At 61.9% G+C, this 13,954-nt stretch carries 15 protein-coding genes; 7 read left to right on the top strand and 8 right to left on the bottom strand.

What is annotated here, in order from left to right:
- Positions 1–4: 4 nt before the first annotated feature.
- On the bottom strand, positions 5–1,063 hold the full coding sequence (locus DSM107133_RS05940; RefSeq protein ID WP_114293825.1) for a Hint domain-containing protein: 1,059 nt from the start codon (positions 1,061–1,063) through the stop codon (positions 5–7).
- Positions 1,064–1,387: 324 nt separating this feature from the next.
- Here DSM107133_RS05940 and DSM107133_RS05935 point away from each other — a divergent pair, with 324 nt between their 5' ends.
- The 3 genes from DSM107133_RS05935 to DSM107133_RS05925 are packed head-to-tail and all read left to right on the top strand — an operon-like array spanning position 1,388 to position 4,420.
- A complete protein-coding gene (locus DSM107133_RS05935) occupies positions 1,388–2,077 on the top strand; it encodes a glutathione S-transferase family protein (protein ID WP_114293900.1) in 690 nt (229 codons plus the stop codon).
- The gene (locus DSM107133_RS05930; RefSeq protein WP_114293824.1) at positions 2,078–3,451 is read left to right on the top strand and encodes an L-serine ammonia-lyase; all 1,374 of its coding nucleotides are present in this window, start codon (positions 2,078–2,080) and stop codon (positions 3,449–3,451) included. It begins immediately after the preceding gene.
- A gap of 54 nt (positions 3,452–3,505) precedes the next feature.
- Positions 3,506–4,420 carry a DMT family transporter gene (locus DSM107133_RS05925; protein ID WP_114293823.1) on the top strand — a complete coding sequence of 305 codons (915 nt, stop codon included), beginning with the start codon at positions 3,506–3,508 and terminating at the stop codon, positions 4,418–4,420.
- 10 nt (positions 4,421–4,430) lie between these two features.
- On the opposite strand, the gene DSM107133_RS05920 is transcribed toward DSM107133_RS05925, so the two are convergent.
- The gene (locus DSM107133_RS05920; protein ID WP_114293822.1) at positions 4,431–5,087 is read right to left on the bottom strand and encodes a thiamine diphosphokinase; all 657 of its coding nucleotides are present in this window, start codon (positions 5,085–5,087) and stop codon (positions 4,431–4,433) included.
- Positions 5,088–5,307: 220 nt separating this feature from the next.
- Between DSM107133_RS05920 and DSM107133_RS05915 the strand changes: the two genes are divergently transcribed.
- Positions 5,308–7,485, top strand: a complete 2,178-nt coding sequence (locus DSM107133_RS05915) for a hypothetical protein (protein WP_240310546.1) — start codon at positions 5,308–5,310, stop codon at positions 7,483–7,485.
- A gap of 63 nt (positions 7,486–7,548) precedes the next feature.
- Here DSM107133_RS05915 and DSM107133_RS05910 read toward each other — a convergent pair whose 3' ends face one another.
- Genes DSM107133_RS05910 through DSM107133_RS05900 form a run of 3 tightly spaced genes read right to left on the bottom strand, consistent with a single transcriptional unit; the run spans position 7,549 to position 9,446 of the window.
- On the bottom strand, positions 7,549–7,920 hold the full coding sequence (locus DSM107133_RS05910; RefSeq protein WP_114293820.1) for a glyoxalase superfamily protein: 372 nt from the start codon (positions 7,918–7,920) through the stop codon (positions 7,549–7,551).
- Positions 7,920–8,141: a DUF2842 domain-containing protein gene (locus DSM107133_RS05905; protein WP_114293819.1), complete on the bottom strand. Its 222-nt coding sequence runs from the start codon at positions 8,139–8,141 to the stop codon at positions 7,920–7,922. Before DSM107133_RS05905 ends, DSM107133_RS05910 begins: the two co-directional genes overlap by 1 nt.
- A 9-nt stretch (positions 8,142–8,150) precedes the next feature.
- The gene (locus DSM107133_RS05900) at positions 8,151–9,446 is read right to left on the bottom strand and encodes an adenylosuccinate synthase (protein WP_114293818.1); all 1,296 of its coding nucleotides are present in this window, start codon (positions 9,444–9,446) and stop codon (positions 8,151–8,153) included.
- A 186-nt stretch (positions 9,447–9,632) separates the two neighbouring features.
- Between DSM107133_RS05900 and DSM107133_RS05895 the strand changes: the two genes are divergently transcribed.
- On the top strand, positions 9,633–10,028 hold the full coding sequence (locus tag DSM107133_RS05895; protein WP_114293817.1) for a DUF6524 family protein: 396 nt from the start codon (positions 9,633–9,635) through the stop codon (positions 10,026–10,028).
- Position 10,029: 1 nt separating this feature from the next.
- Here DSM107133_RS05895 and DSM107133_RS05890 read toward each other — a convergent pair whose 3' ends face one another.
- The 3 genes from DSM107133_RS05890 to nthA are packed head-to-tail and all read right to left on the bottom strand — an operon-like array spanning position 10,030 to position 11,632.
- Positions 10,030–10,344 (bottom strand): nitrile hydratase accessory protein, encoded by a 315-nt coding sequence (locus tag DSM107133_RS05890; RefSeq protein ID WP_114293816.1) that lies wholly within the window; start codon positions 10,342–10,344, stop codon positions 10,030–10,032.
- Positions 10,341–11,018 (bottom strand): nitrile hydratase subunit beta, encoded by a 678-nt coding sequence (gene nthB / locus DSM107133_RS05885; protein ID WP_114293815.1) that lies wholly within the window; start codon positions 11,016–11,018, stop codon positions 10,341–10,343. Before nthB ends, DSM107133_RS05890 begins: the two co-directional genes overlap by 4 nt.
- Positions 11,015–11,632, bottom strand: a complete 618-nt coding sequence (gene nthA, locus DSM107133_RS05880; protein WP_114293814.1) for a nitrile hydratase subunit alpha — start codon at positions 11,630–11,632, stop codon at positions 11,015–11,017. The genes nthB and nthA overlap by 4 nt, the downstream gene beginning before the upstream one ends.
- A 128-nt stretch (positions 11,633–11,760) precedes the next feature.
- Between nthA and secG the strand changes: the two genes are divergently transcribed.
- Both secG and DSM107133_RS05870 read left to right on the top strand, forming a co-directional pair.
- Entirely contained in the window at positions 11,761–12,123 is a 363-nt protein-coding gene (gene secG / locus DSM107133_RS05875) for a preprotein translocase subunit SecG (protein ID WP_114293813.1), read from the top strand.
- Between the two features lie 182 nt (positions 12,124–12,305).
- A complete protein-coding gene (locus tag DSM107133_RS05870) occupies positions 12,306–13,952 on the top strand; it encodes a CTP synthase (RefSeq protein ID WP_114293812.1) in 1,647 nt (548 codons plus the stop codon).
- The last annotated feature ends 2 nt before the right edge of the window (positions 13,953–13,954 follow it).

Raw genomic sequence — 13,954 nt, 5'->3', positions numbered from 1 at the left:
GGTGCTATGGGCAAATGTCGGAACAAAGCGCCGGCGGCACGGCCGCGGGGGCGTGATTTGGTGACGGCTGCCCGAAACTGTGTATCCGGTGCCACTGTCCGACCCGCAGACAGGGACGCACTGTCGGCATAGATACCGCTTGCCCCAGCAACGTGTTGATTTCCGTTCGCGCCACCGGCCCCAATGCGGCAAGCGCCTGCGCGCCGGGCAGCATGGTTTCCGAAATCGCCCCGTTGGCCCGCACCAGATGGTGCGCGGCGCACAGGATGTGATGATAGTGCACAACCCGTCGCGGCGCTGTGGTGATGCCCGGCAAGCCCACAAGTGCCTTCGCCGGAACCAGATGCGCCCGCCCCTGATCCAGCGGCGCAGCCCAGCCCGAGGCAACCAGAATACGGTGCTGGGGCGAAACGAACAGATCACGGTCATTGTCCAGCGTTCCCGCCGCAATGCGAATTGGAGCCAGCCTGCCCCGCCCGCTGACGGTTTGCTGCCCGCGCCAGACCACCCCTTGCGGGCCGGAATCGATGGCGCTGACCAGATCGCCGCATAGAATCTCCTCGACCGCGCGTTCGCCACCTGGAACCGCGATGCCTGTGCCGCGCAAATAGCAGACCGCCATATCGGCATAGGCGACCTCGGGATCGTTCGAGGCAATGGACAAAATCCGGTACTCAACCCCCGGAATCAGGCGGCTGTCCGAAGCGATGCCCTGCGCATCCGCATGAATTTCCAGAACATAGATCGTGATATTGTCTGCCGCGTCGACAGAACCCACGGGCCGGACGACATATGCATATTCGGTCTGGATGTTCTCGCCGGGGTCATAAGCCGTGCCGTTCAGCACCACACCCTGCACCAGATCCTGTCCGCCATCTGCGTCTTCAAAGATGCCTTCGTTGTCGGTCAGAACCATTTCACTTGCCACGGCGTCGGCATCAATCCGAATGGTAGAACCGGACGACACCGCGCTGGCATTTCCGGTGTTGTCAGACGCAAAAGGATCGGGCCCGGTGGTGGAAACCACGTCGAACCCGAAAGCGTGAAAAGAATAGGTTGGCATATGTCAGTCTTTCTTGACGCACTTTCGACCAGCCCTAGTGACAAAAGGTTTAAGCCACCTGAAACGGCACGCCATAGCGTCCCGAAACCGCCTAAAAACAATTGAAAATCTGGCGCATACAGGTCTTGTGATGCCACAAGCCGGGACCATGGCTTTCGCTGGTCTGCGCCCCTGACCCGCGATCCGGTGACCGGATGGGCCTGACTGCACTGCGGGCGGCGTGAAACGCTGTTTCTGGCTTGCTGTGTCGCCGCGTCAGCTTTCGCAGCAGATGCGTCGCAAACAGCGATCCTGCGCCGCGCGACGGGCGCTATGTGTGCGGGCATGACCTATGTGCTGCACTATGCCCCTGACAATGCCTCGCTGATCGTCCGGTTGGCGCTGGACCATGCCGGCCTGCCCTATCAGACGCGTCTGGTGGACCGTGCGACGCGTGCGCAGACGTCAGAGGCGTACCGCGCGCTGAACCCCAACGGGCTGATCCCAACGCTGGAAACACCCCAAGGGGTATTGTTCGAAACCGGCGCGATTGTGCTGTGGCTGGCCGATACCCACGGCGGGCTGGGCCCGGCACCGGAGCACGCGCAACGGGGCAACTGGCTGAAATGGCTGTTCTTTGTCGCCAACACCCTGCACCCAGCCCTGCGGATGACCTTTTATCCGGACAAATACATCGGCGATGACCCCCGCGATCAGGCCCGTCTGCGCCGCCAGCTTCAAGGCCAGCTGACCGGACACTTTCGCAATCTGGACGCCGCGACCCCCGACTGGCAGTGTCAGACCCCGACGGTTCTGGATTTCTACATTGCGGCTTGCCTGCGCTGGTGTGTTCTTTACCCTGAGGGCACGGACCGCAGCTGGTTCGATCTGTCCACCTATCCCGCGCTGCATGCCACATGCCTGCGCGTCGAATCCCTGCCCGCCTGTGCGATGTTGATGCAGGCCGAAGGTCTGGGCAACACGCCCTTCACCGCGCCCCGCGCACCCACCCCGCCCCAAGGAAGTGCCACCTAAATGTTCCTGTCAGTCTTCGAGATGTTCAAAGTGGGCATTGGCCCGTCGTCGTCCCACACCATGGGGCCAATGGTTGCTGCCGCGCGTTTTCTGGACATGATGCGCGCCTCGCCCTTCCATTTTGCGGGCGTGCGCGCGTCTTTGCACGGATCGCTGGCCTTCACCGGCGTCGGTCACGCCACCGACCGTGCCACTATTCTCGGCCTCGCCGGTTTTGTCCCCGACACCTATGACAACGAAAAGGCCGAAGCGGTGCTGGCCGAGCTGGAAACGTCGCACCTGTTGCACCCCGACGGCCTGCCTCCACTGACGTTTGATCCCAAACAGGATCTGGTGTTCGACTATGACACCCACCTGAAAGGCCATGCCAACGGTATGATTCTGATGGCGACCGATGCCCAGGGCGACGTCACATTGCGGCAGGTGTTTTATTCCATCGGCGGCGGTTTCGTGATGACCGAGGAAGAGCTGGCCGCCGGCAAGGACACCGACGAAGGCGATCCTATCCCCTTTCCGTTCAAATCCGCCAAGGAAATGCTGGAGATGGCCAAGGCTTCGGGCAAGACCATCGCGGGCATGAAACGCGCCAACGAAGAATCGCGCGGCGGGGCCGACAATCTGAAACGCGGCACCGCGCGGCTGTGGCAGGTGATGAACGACTGTATCAATCGCGGGCTGACCAATGACGGCATCCTGCCAGGCGGCTTGCAGGTCAAGCGCCGCGCCAAGGCGATTCACGATGCTTTGCAGGCCGAGCGCGGCCTGAACCAGCAGGCGCCGCACACCATCAACGACTGGATGAGCGTCTATGCGATGGCGGTGAACGAGGAAAACGCCGCGGGCGGGCAAGTCGTGACCGCCCCCACCAACGGCGCGGCGGGCGTACTGCCTGCGACCTTGCGCTATTATCTCGACCATGTTCCCGGCGCGTCCGAAAAACATGTGGAAGACTTCCTGCTGACCGCCGCCGCCATCGGCGGGCTGGTCAAATACAACGCCTCGATCTCGGGCGCCGAAGCAGGCTGTCAGGCCGAGGTCGGCAGCGCTGCCGCGATGTCTGCCGCCGCCCTGTGCGCGGTGATGGGCGGCACGCCCGAACAGGTGGAAAACGCCGCAGAAATCGCGCTGGAGCACCATTTGGGCATGACCTGCGACCCCGTCAAAGGACTGGTGCAGGTGCCCTGCATCGAACGCAACGGGCTGGGCGCGATCAAGGCGGTCAGTGCGGCATCGCTGGCCCTGCGCGGCGATGGCACCCATCTGGTGCCGCTGGATGCCTGTATCGAGACCATGCGCCAGACCGGTGCGGACATGTCCGAGAAGTACAAGGAAACCTCGCTGGGCGGGCTGGCGGTCAACGTCCCGAACTGCTGAGTTTTTGCGGCTGCGGGAATTGCCAATCCCCGCAGCCGCACCTAGCGTGCCCTGATGGATCAGGACCGCCCCCTTCTTGGCATCATGATGATGCTCGGCTTTTGCGTCGTCGCGCCGATGGGCGACTCGCTGGCCAAACTTATCGGCCAGTCGCTGTCGTTGGGGCAGCTGCTGTGGTGCCGCTTTATGGTGCAGATGCTGGTGCTGGTGCCGCTGGTCTGGCTGACGGGGCGACACTGGAAGATGCAGGGCCGCGTGCTGCGGCTGACCTTTCTGCGCACCCTGCTGCACATCGCAGGCATTGGCGGCATGTTCACCGCCCTGCGCTATCTGCCGCTGGCCGATGCGGTGGCGATCGCATTTGTCATGCCGTTCATCATGCTGCTCTTGGGCAAATTCGTACTGGGCGAAGAGGTCGGCAGCCGCCGCCTGATCGCCTGTGCTGTGGGCTTTGCCGGTACGCTGCTGGTTGTGCAGCCCAGCTTTGCCGATGTGGGCTGGCCCGCCTTGTGGCCGCTTTTTGTGGCCGTGACCTTTGCGCTGTTCATGCTGGTCACCCGCCAGATCGCCAAGCAGACCGATCCTGTCAGCTTGCAAGCCGTGTCGGGCGCTATGGCGGTTGCGCTTATGACACCGCTGCTTTTGCTGTTCTCCGAGGATGTGGGCGCACTGGCGCTGCGCCTGCCCGACGGGCGCGAGACATTGTTGCTGTTGGGTATCGGCCTGCTGGGAACTCTGGGGCATCTTCTGATGACATGGTCGCTGCGCTTTGCCCCTTCGGCCACGCTGGCGCCCATGCAGTACCTGGAAATCCCCTTTGCCACCGTGATCGGATTTGTCGTGTTCCGCGACCTGCCCAACGGGCTGGCAGCGGTGGGCATCCTGATCACAGTTGGCGCAGGACTGTATGTGGTGCTGCGCGAGCGCACCGTCGCGCGACGCCAGATGCGGGTGCCCCCGACGGCCTAGGCTCTGGACCCTAAAGCAGCGCTTGAACCAGTTCCGGCAAGATTCGCCGCGGCGCAATACACAGCATCCCCGGCCCGTCCATCCACAGCTTTACCGGTCCGGTCGCCCGGTTCGACGTGCCGATTAACTGCATGGGATCAAAGGCCAACCCGTCAATCGGCCAGTGCAATCCGGTCGAACGGCCCGACACTTTACGCATTGGAAACAATGATACGACATCCCCCTCAGCCATTGGCAAAGCCACCTGAGCGGGGCAATGAAAGATCACCTCACCGGCCCCCAGAACGATGCACGGTCGCGCCCGATACGCTGCAATAACGTGCAAGGCCGCCAGCTGGTGATCCACGCGCGCGCCGGTGAAACCGACGGCAATGACCAAAGGCGCGGATATGCTGCGCAAAGCCTTGGCAAAATCCGTGCTATCCTGTTCTTCTATATGATAAAGGTTTTCCGGCGGGATTTGTTGACGTATACTGGCTGAAAGACTGTCAAAATCGCCTATGACGGCATCGGGTATGACACCCGCCTTAAGGGCCAGCGCGGCTCCGCCATCGGCAGCGACGCAGACGGGGGCAAACTTGCGCGCCAGTGTCACGTCCGACACGTCGCCTGCACCACCGCCCACCAGCGTTACTGGGGCCACACTCTCGACAATCACCGTGCTCACGGGGGTATTAATCCTTTGTTTGGAAACAGATCACAATGTCGCCTTAAAATGATACCGTGTTCGGCACAGATTCGGGCCGCTTTGGCCGCGCCATTCAACAATACCAAAGCCTGCAGCACCGCAGAGGACGCCCACCATGATGAGTAACAATAAAATTTTAACGGTCTCCTACGGCACCTTCTCGTGCACGTTGGAAGGGTTTGACGATTCTTTCCATACAATGAAAGCCATTGCGGAATATTTTCGCGATCTGGCCAGCGACGACCGGTATTTTGGCGCAGAACCTCCGCAACCCGATGCCGAAATGCTGGCGCGCATCGCCGAGCGTGAGATTGCCCGAAGGGTCGAGGCACGCACCAATGACGGACGCATCTTCCTAAGCGCAACGGCCCCCGAAGGGGCCGCGCCTGAAGCCGCCGCACCGGCAACACCGTACCAGCAAGAGGCCGCTGCACCTCAAGCTGCCGCGGCTGCACCCGCGCCGGTCGCCCCTGTTGCCAAGGCTGCTGCGCCGGTTGCTGAAACCCCCGCGCCGGTTGCTGCCCCCCACGCGCCTGTGGCCGAGCAGAATACACCCGAACTGGCACCCGAATCCGATGCTGTCCAACTTCAGGACGTCGACAGCGGTACGGATGCGCAAGACTTTGAGACCGAAACGCCTGACGGCATTGACGACGCCTTTGATCATGCCAATGCCGGCGACATGCTTGCGCCTGTGGCGACCGGAGAAATGGATGCAACAGAGGCAACAGCCGAAGCCTTCTTTGCCGAAAGCCACACAGAAACGGCCGAAGACGCGATTGAAGAGGCGGCGGACAACATCGCCCCTGAAATCGCAATCGCTGAAGAGCTTGCAACACCTGCCCGCGACCGCGTGGTGCCCCATGCGGACAGCATTGCGGCCAAACTTGAACGCATCCGCGCCGTGGTTTCGCAAGCTGACGACGAAGATTTGGAAGAGGACTATTCCGAAGACGAGCACGCCGAAGGGCTGGTCGCCGATGCAGCACATGCCGAAGAGGCTTTCGAAGACGAAGCCGACGATGTGATCGCCGCGCAAGACGATGCGCTGATGAAGGCGATGATGGACCAGGCAGAGGACGAAGCCGACGACCCTGTCGGCACAGACTCCGCCGCAGATATCGCAGCCGAAGCTGCCGCCGACGTCTACGCCGCATTGGACGATGACGACTCCATGACGATGATCGAGGACGATGACGACGAAGAGGTCGCGACGATCCTCGCACGTCTGGACCGCGGCGCCTCGGATGAAGACGACGACGCCCTGGCCGAAAGCGATGTGACCGCAGAAGAGGAAACGCCGGACGCCCAAGCCGCAATCCCGCATGCCTTGGCCGACGACAGCGCCGATCTGCCGGACGACAGCGACGACATGAACCTGTTCGACGACGATGACGACGAAGAGATCATGATCGTCGAAGAAGAGGATGACGCGGACGCCACGGCAGCCGCCCCTGCCCCGCGCATCACCCGCATCGTCAAAGTCAAACGCTCCGAGCTTGAGGCGGCCATTGCCCAGGGCAATCTTGAAGAGATGGACGACGACGACGAGGAAGACAAAACCGTCAGATCGTCCCTGTCGGACGAAGACGAAGACGCATTGCTGCGCGAACTTGCTGATGTCGAGGCAGACCTGACCGCCGCTGAAAAGGACGATATCGAACAGGATGAGGACACGCGGGTCGCCGCGGCCATGCTTGACGCTGCCGACGATGGCGACATGGACCGTCTGATGGCCAAAGCCGATGCCGAAATGGGCGAGCCCGAAAGCGCGCGCCGCCGCGATGCCTTTGCCCATCTGCGCGCCGCCGTGGCGGCAAAGAATTCGGACGAGGGGATCGTTGGCGCCAAAATCGCCGAGACTGCGTTGGAAGTGCGCGCCTATCAGACCGATCTGGCTGATGTGGTCAAACCGCGCCGCCCCGAAGTCCGGGGCATCGACGCTGGCCGCCGCCCCGACGTGCAGCGCCCTGCACCGCTGAAGCTTGTGGCGGAACAGCGCGTTAATTCAGTGCCACCCGCCGCAGTGACCCCCGTGACCCCGCGCCGCGTGGCACAACCACCTGCCGCAGTAGAGACCACAAACGGCGCACACAGCTTTGCCGAATTTGCCGACGACATGGGCGCCCACGATCTGCCCGATCTTCTGGAAGCTGCCGCCGCGTTTCTGGCATTTGTGGAAGAGCGGGACCAGTTCTCGCGTCCCCAACTGATGACCAAAGTGCGTCAGGTCGTCGGCGCCGACTTTAGCCGCGAAGACAGCCTGCGTTCCTTTGGCCAACTGCTCCGGGCCGGGAAAATCGAAAAGATCAAGGGCGGGCGCTTTGCAGTCTCGGGCGACATCGGGTTCCGGCCCGACCAGCGCGCCGCGGGCTGACTGCCAGGCCTGAAAGAGACTGAAACGGCGGGCCTACGGGTCCGCCGTTTGGCATTTGAAGGATCAGCTTTCCGGCACCGGGGTGCAAAAGATCAGCCTGTTGCCAAAGGGATCGGCCACGCTCATATCGTCCATGCCATAGGGCTGGCGCTGGACGCCCGGACGGGCAAAACCGTATTCCTTGGCATTTAACTCAGCCGCATAGGCAGCCACATCGCGCACCCCGATACGCAGCGCCGCCCCCGGCGATGCATCGCCGTGATGTTCGGACAGGTGCAGTTCGCAATCGCCCATACGCAGGCCCAGATACAGCGGCAGGTCGGGCTCGAAACGATGCGCGAACACCACTTCGAAGCCCAGAAAGTCCACGTAGAATTCCCGTGCCTTGGCTTCGTCAAAGCTGCGCAGGATCGGGATCGGGGCAGATGCCTGCATCAGTCTTCCGCGTCGGGGTCCGGTTGCCCGACCCCCTTGAACACGGCCTTGAGCGGGAAGGCCCACAAGACGCCAAGCCCCAGATATACCAGCAGTTCGACCCAGATCGCAGGCCGGTCGAACAGCGCCACGAGATTCACCGCAAGGATGATATACAGCGGCAGCCCCACCACCAGAATGATCAGCGACCAACGCCGCCGTGCCTTGTAGCTTAGCGCCATGCGGCCCCCTTAATCAGCGAACGGATCGCGTACCAGAATGGTGTCTTCACGTTCGGGCGAAGTTGACAGCAACGCCACCGGGCATTCGATCAGCTCTTCGACGCGGCGCACATATTTGATCGCCTCGGCAGGCAGATCGGCCCAGCTGCGCGCGCCTTCGGTCGATTCCGACCAGCCCGGCATTTCTTCGTAGATCGGCGTGCAGCGCGCCTGTTGATCGGCGGCGGTGGGCAGGTAGTCCATCCGCTCGCCGTCGAGCTCGTAACCCACGCAGATCTTCAGCGTTTCAAAGCCGTCCAGAACGTCCAGCTTGGTCAGCGAAATGCCGTCGACACCGCTGGTGGCACAGGTCTGGCGCACCAGACAGGCATCGAACCAGCCACAGCGACGCTTGCGGCCTGTGACGGTGCCAAATTCGTGGCCCCGTTCGCCCAACCGCTGACCGTCGTCGTCGTGCAATTCGGTCGGGAACGGGCCTTCGCCCACGCGGGTGGTATAGGCTTTGACGATGCCCAGAACATAGTTGATCGCACCGGGGCCCATGCCAACACCCGTCGCGGCCTGACCTGCAATCACGTTGGACGAGGTCACAAAGGGATAGGTGCCAAAGTCGATGTCCAAAAGCGCACCCTGCGCCCCTTCGAACAGGATACGTTTGCCGGCCTTGCGCTTTTCGTTCAGCACCTTCCATACGGGGGCTGCGAAGGGCAGGATTTCCTTGGCGATGTCTTTCAGCTGCGCAATCAGCGCATCGCGGTCAATGGGGTCGATTCCCAGACCACGGCGCAGCGGATCATGGTGCTGCAACGCGCGATCAACACGCGCCACCAGCGTCGCCTCGTCGGCCAGATCGGCCACACGCACCGACCGGCGGCCCACTTTGTCCTCGTAGGCGGGGCCGATGCCGCGCCCGGTTGTCCCGATCTTGGTGCCTTTGCTGGAGGCTTCTTCGCGCGCGCGATCCAGCTCGCCGTGAATTGGCAGGATCAGCGGCGTGTTCTCGGCGATCATCAAAGTCTCGGGGGTGATCTCGACACCCTGCTCGCGGATCGATGCGATTTCCTTGATCAGGTGCCAGGGATCCAGCACCACACCGTTGCCGATCACGCTGAGCTTGCCGCCACGCACCACACCCGAAGGCAGCGCGTTCAGCTTGTAAACCTTGCCATCAATCACCAGCGTGTGACCCGCATTATGCCCACCCTGAAAGCGCGCAATGACGTCGGCGCGCTCGCTGAGCCAATCAACGATCTTGCCTTTTCCTTCGTCACCCCATTGGGCGCCGACAACGACGACATTGGCCATGATGCAGGTCCTTTATGTTTGCAAACCGGGTGTGGTATAGTCTGCCCGATGCAGGCGCGAAACCACAAACTGTGGACCGCGCCGCATAATTCCAAGAAATCTCGGGGAGCGTTTGTTGACCCTGCACCCTTTACACAAGGGGTGAATTTGGGCAATTCCGGTAAAGACCAGACACCGGAGGCCGCTATGGGCTTTATCACGCGTTGGCTGGCAGCCTTTTTGCTGCTGGCACTGACCTATAATCCGACCGAATTCAACTATGTGCGGTGGGTGCGAGATTATGGTGGCGACAACCTGTCAATAGCCGTTCTGGTGGGGCTGCTTCTGCTGATTGGCTATATCATCTATCTGCGGGCCACCCTGCGCTCTATTGGTGGTTTTGGCATGGCACTGGTGCTGGCCGTCGTGGGCGCGGGCCTGTGGGTGCTGTATGATCTGCACTTGCTCAGTCTTGACAATACCAGCATGAACACCTGGCTGGGGCTTCTGGCGCTCAGCGCGGTTCTGGGCATCGGCCTGTCATGGAGCCTGGTGCGCCGTCGGCTGTCCGGTCAGGCAGACGTGGACGACATCGACGAGTGATTCAGGCGTCCAGCGTCACCCGATCCCCATGTGGCGTGCGCAGGTATGCCGCCCTCCACGCATCCCGCATCTCAGCCACCGCCGCCGCTTCGGCCCAGCCTTTTTCAGCCAACAGGGTTTCAAGCGTTTCCAGCCAGGCTGCAAAATAATCATCACCACCGTTCAGCTCACGGGTCAGCCCGTGCCGCGCCAAAGTGGATGAAAACCGTGCAGCCCAATCAGGCCAGTCGAACCGTCCCGCCTCGTTCAGATAGACCGTCAGCGCGAAAAGCTGCGCGTGCCACGGCGCTTCAAATACGGGTTCAGGGCGGGTCATGTCGCAGGCTCCAGATAGCTTTGCCACAGATCCAGCACCACCTCGTCGCGCGGATGTTCCGGGCGCGCCCACAGTTCCGAAGCCGGAAACGCCACAGCATACAAGGGTTCGGGCCGGTCGCCCAAACCATGTGCGGCAGCGTCGGGCAAAACGTGGTGGCCGTGCAGGCGCACAATGCGCCCCACCGCCCCTGCTGCGTAATCAGGCAGCCGCGTGTGGCCACCGTCAACGAATGCATTGTGCGCGTGCCGCCGTGTGCGCACCGCATCGCCAGCGGCAAAAACTGCTTTGACCTGCGCGGGCCGCTCCGCCGGACCGCCGCGCGCCAAAACGCCGGCGACGGCATCAGCGGTCATTTTGCGGGTCGCCAGGGGCGATGGCCCTGCGGCATGGCCGCTTTCCAGTTCCCCGGGCGTCAGCACGCCCTTGTCCACCAGCATATCAGCCAGCCCTGCCATCCACTTTTCGTAATAGCTGAAGGCGGCGTAATCCTTGGGTGCAAGCCGTTCGCGGGCGTGGCGGCTGGTGTCGATGTTCCACAGGCCCAGCGATCCACAGGCCAGCGTTATCGCCAATGCACGCGGGTGCCAGTCGGCGTGAAAGACCTCGGTTTCGGGCTCGGGTATGACCGCGCCATCACCGAAACGTCCGCCCATGTCGTGGACACGGCTCATGGCTTCAGTGCCAGACCGGTGCCGATCATCGAATCGCGTGTCACCAGATCCATCAGCGCCGCCTCGTCCATGCCATCCGTTCCCGCCGGACGCTGCGGAATCACCAGATACCGCACCTCGGCCGTTGAATCCCAGACCCGCACGGCGGTGTCCTCGGGCAAGGTCACACCGAAATCGGCCAGCACCTTGCGCGGCTCGCGCACTGCGCGGGCGCGGTAGGCGTCGGATTTATACCAGCCCGGCGGAATCCCCAGCAACGGCCACGGATAGCAGCTGCACAGGGTGCAGACGACCATATTGTGCACGTCATCCGTGTTCTCAACCGCAACCATGTGTTCGCCCTGCCGCCCGTAATAGCCCAGCCCGGACACAACCGCGGTTGCATCCTCAAGCAAGGCCGCGCGAAACGCCGGATCAAACCAGGCCCGCGCCACCACATGCGCGCCGTTGCGCGGGCCAATGCGGTTTTCATAGGTATCGATGATTTCATCCAGCGCCGCGGGGTCGATCAACCCCTTTTCGGTCAGGATCGTCTCCAGTGCCTTGACCCGTAACGCAGGGTCAGGTGGCAGCAGCGCATGCGGGTGATCGTGCTCGTGATGGTCATGTGGCATGGCCGCACAATGACGCCGACTCGCAGCATTTGTCCAGTGTGCTCGGCATTACCGGCCACGCGCCCTTGCCCCGCCTGCGAAACTTGCATAGATACCCGCAAAACCGAACGTGAGCATCGTGAGCATCCATGGAAAACGTCGTCCTGATCATCCACCTTATTCTGGCCCTCGGGCTGATTGCAGTAGTGCTGCTTCAGCGCTCGGAAGGCGGTGGTCTGGGCATGGGCGGTGGCGGTGGCGGTGCCATGACCGGCCGCGCAGCTGCGACCGCATTGGGCAAGCTGACATGGATTCTGGCGGCTGGCTTTATCATCACGTCGATCACTCTGACAATTATCGCCGCAGAAAAAGCCGCGGGTTCTTCGGTTATCGACCGGCTGGGTGCCGCACCTGAAACGCAGGAAAGCACGCCGCTGGCACCGCCCGCCGGCGGTTTGACCCCGCCAACCCAAAGCGATGCCGAAGCGCCGCTGGTACCTGCGGGCGACTGACCTAACATAGCTATACCTTGAGGCAAGATGCCGCGCTGCAACATCATGTTGCGGCACGGCTTGCCTTGAACCGAAATCATCTGTTATACTGAGGCCCCGTGGTGCTGTGAAAATCGCAGCCGATTCTGGTGGTTTTGGTCCATCCAAAATTCGCACTTGCAACACGGGGAGCATCCGAACTCATGGCGCGTTATATCTTCATCACTGGCGGTGTGGTCTCTTCACTTGGCAAGGGGCTCGCGTCGGCAGCGCTGGGGGCCTTGTTGCAGGCACGCGGCTTTTCTGTACGGTTGCGCAAACTTGACCCCTATCTGAACGTCGATCCCGGCACGATGTCGCCCTTTGAACACGGCGAAGTTTTTGTCACCGATGACGGCGCCGAAACCGATCTGGATCTTGGCCATTACGAGCGCTTCACCGGCGTGCCCGCGCGCCAAACCGATTCCGTGTCTTCGGGGCGGATCTATTCCACAGTGCTGGAAAAAGAACGTCGCGGCGATTATCTGGGCAAAACCATTCAGGTTGTGCCCCACGTTACCAATGAAATCAAAGACTTCCTGCACATTGGCGCGGACGAGGTCGATTTCATGCTGTGCGAGATCGGCGGCACCGTCGGTGACATCGAAGGCCTGCCCTTCTTTGAGGCAATCCGCCAGTTCAGCCATGACCAACCGCGCGGCCAATGCATTTTCATGCACCTGACCCTTCTGCCCTATCTGGCGGCCTCGGGCGAGTTGAAGACCAAGCCGACGCAACACTCGGTCAAGGAACTGCAATCCATCGGCATCGCGCCCGACATTCTGGTGTGCCGGTCCGAACAACCGATCCCCGAGAAAGAACGCGAGAAAATCGCCCTGTTCTGCAATGTGCGCAAAGAGGCTGTTGTCGCGGCCTATGACCTGCCCACCATCTATGACGCGCCGCTGGCCTATCACGAACAAGGGTTGGATCAGGCGGTTCTGGACGCCTTTCAGATCAGCCCCGCGCCGCGCCCCGAACTGACCACATGGCAGGACGTTTCGGACCGGGTTCACAACCCCGAGGGCGAAGTGAAGGTTGCGATTGTCGGCAAATACACCCAGCTGGAAGACGCCTATAAATCCATCGCCGAGGCGCTGACCCATGGCGGCATGGCCAACCGGGTCAAAGTGCGTATTGAATGGGTCGATGCCGAAGTGTTCGACAAATCCACCGACGTGGCGGCGCTTCTGGCCGGTTTCCACGCCATTCTGGTGCCCGGCGGCTTTGGCGAGCGTGGCACCGAGGGCAAGATCAAGGCAGCCCAATATGCCCGCGAGCACAAGGTTCCCTATCTGGGCATCTGTCTGGGTATGCAGATGGCAGTGATCGAAGCTGCGCGGAATGTGGCCGGGATCGAGACCGCAGGCTCGGAAGAGTTCGACCATGAGGCGGGCAAGAAGCGGTTCGAGCCAGTGGTCTACCACCTGAAAGAATGGGTGCAAGGCAATGCCAAGGTCACCCGCAAGGTGGGCGACGACAAGGGCGGCACCATGCGCCTGGGCAGCTATGATGCGGTTCTAAAGGAAGGCTCGAAAGTGGCGCTGGCCTATGGCACCACCACGATCGACGAACGCCACCGCCACCGGTACGAGGTGGACGTGAAGTACCGCGAGCAGCTGGAAAAAGCGGGCCTGTGCTTTAGCGGCATGTCGCCCGATGGCCGGTTGCCCGAGATTGTGGAATGGCCGGATCATCCGTGGTTCATCGGGGTGCAGTTCCATCCCGAGCTGAAATCAAAACCCTTTGCACCACATCCGCTGTTCAAGGATTTCGTGCGCGCCGCCAAAGAGGTCAGCCGACTGGTATGATA

This window comes from Pseudosulfitobacter sp. DSM 107133, from assembly GCF_022788695.1.
GTDB lineage: Bacteria > Pseudomonadota > Alphaproteobacteria > Rhodobacterales > Rhodobacteraceae > Pseudosulfitobacter.
Note: the sequence above shows the minus strand (reverse complement) of the source record. Positions and strands in the feature narration are given on the sequence as shown.

What these genes read in the sequence shown, in the direction of transcription:
- DSM107133_RS05930 (WP_114293824.1), top strand. Translation starts at nt 2,078, where the DNA reads ATGTTCCTGTCAGTCTTCGAGATGTTCAAAGTGGGCATTGGCCCGTCG.
- DSM107133_RS05910 (WP_114293820.1), bottom strand. Translation starts at nt 7,920, where the DNA reads ATGCAGGCATCTGCCCCGATCCCGATCCTGCGCAGCTTTGACGAAGCC.
- DSM107133_RS05940 (WP_114293825.1), bottom strand. Translation starts at nt 1,063, where the DNA reads ATGCCAACCTATTCTTTTCACGCTTTCGGGTTCGACGTGGTTTCCACC.
- nthA (WP_114293814.1), bottom strand. Translation starts at nt 11,632, where the DNA reads ATGCCACATGACCATCACGAGCACGATCACCCGCATGCGCTGCTGCCA.
- DSM107133_RS05925 (WP_114293823.1), top strand. Translation starts at nt 3,506, where the DNA reads ATGGATCAGGACCGCCCCCTTCTTGGCATCATGATGATGCTCGGCTTT.
- DSM107133_RS05935 (WP_114293900.1), top strand. Translation starts at nt 1,388, where the DNA reads ATGACCTATGTGCTGCACTATGCCCCTGACAATGCCTCGCTGATCGTC.
- DSM107133_RS05895 (WP_114293817.1), top strand. Translation starts at nt 9,633, where the DNA reads ATGGGCTTTATCACGCGTTGGCTGGCAGCCTTTTTGCTGCTGGCACTG.
- DSM107133_RS05905 (WP_114293819.1), bottom strand. Translation starts at nt 8,141, where the DNA reads ATGGCGCTAAGCTACAAGGCACGGCGGCGTTGGTCGCTGATCATTCTG.
- secG (WP_114293813.1), top strand. Translation starts at nt 11,761, where the DNA reads ATGGAAAACGTCGTCCTGATCATCCACCTTATTCTGGCCCTCGGGCTG.
- DSM107133_RS05870 (WP_114293812.1), top strand. Translation starts at nt 12,306, where the DNA reads ATGGCGCGTTATATCTTCATCACTGGCGGTGTGGTCTCTTCACTTGGC.
- DSM107133_RS05890 (WP_114293816.1), bottom strand. Translation starts at nt 10,344, where the DNA reads ATGACCCGCCCTGAACCCGTATTTGAAGCGCCGTGGCACGCGCAGCTT.
- DSM107133_RS05915 (WP_240310546.1), top strand. Translation starts at nt 5,308, where the DNA reads ATGAAAGCCATTGCGGAATATTTTCGCGATCTGGCCAGCGACGACCGG.
- DSM107133_RS05900 (WP_114293818.1), bottom strand. Translation starts at nt 9,446, where the DNA reads ATGGCCAATGTCGTCGTTGTCGGCGCCCAATGGGGTGACGAAGGAAAA.
- nthB (WP_114293815.1), bottom strand. Translation starts at nt 11,018, where the DNA reads ATGAGCCGTGTCCACGACATGGGCGGACGTTTCGGTGATGGCGCGGTC.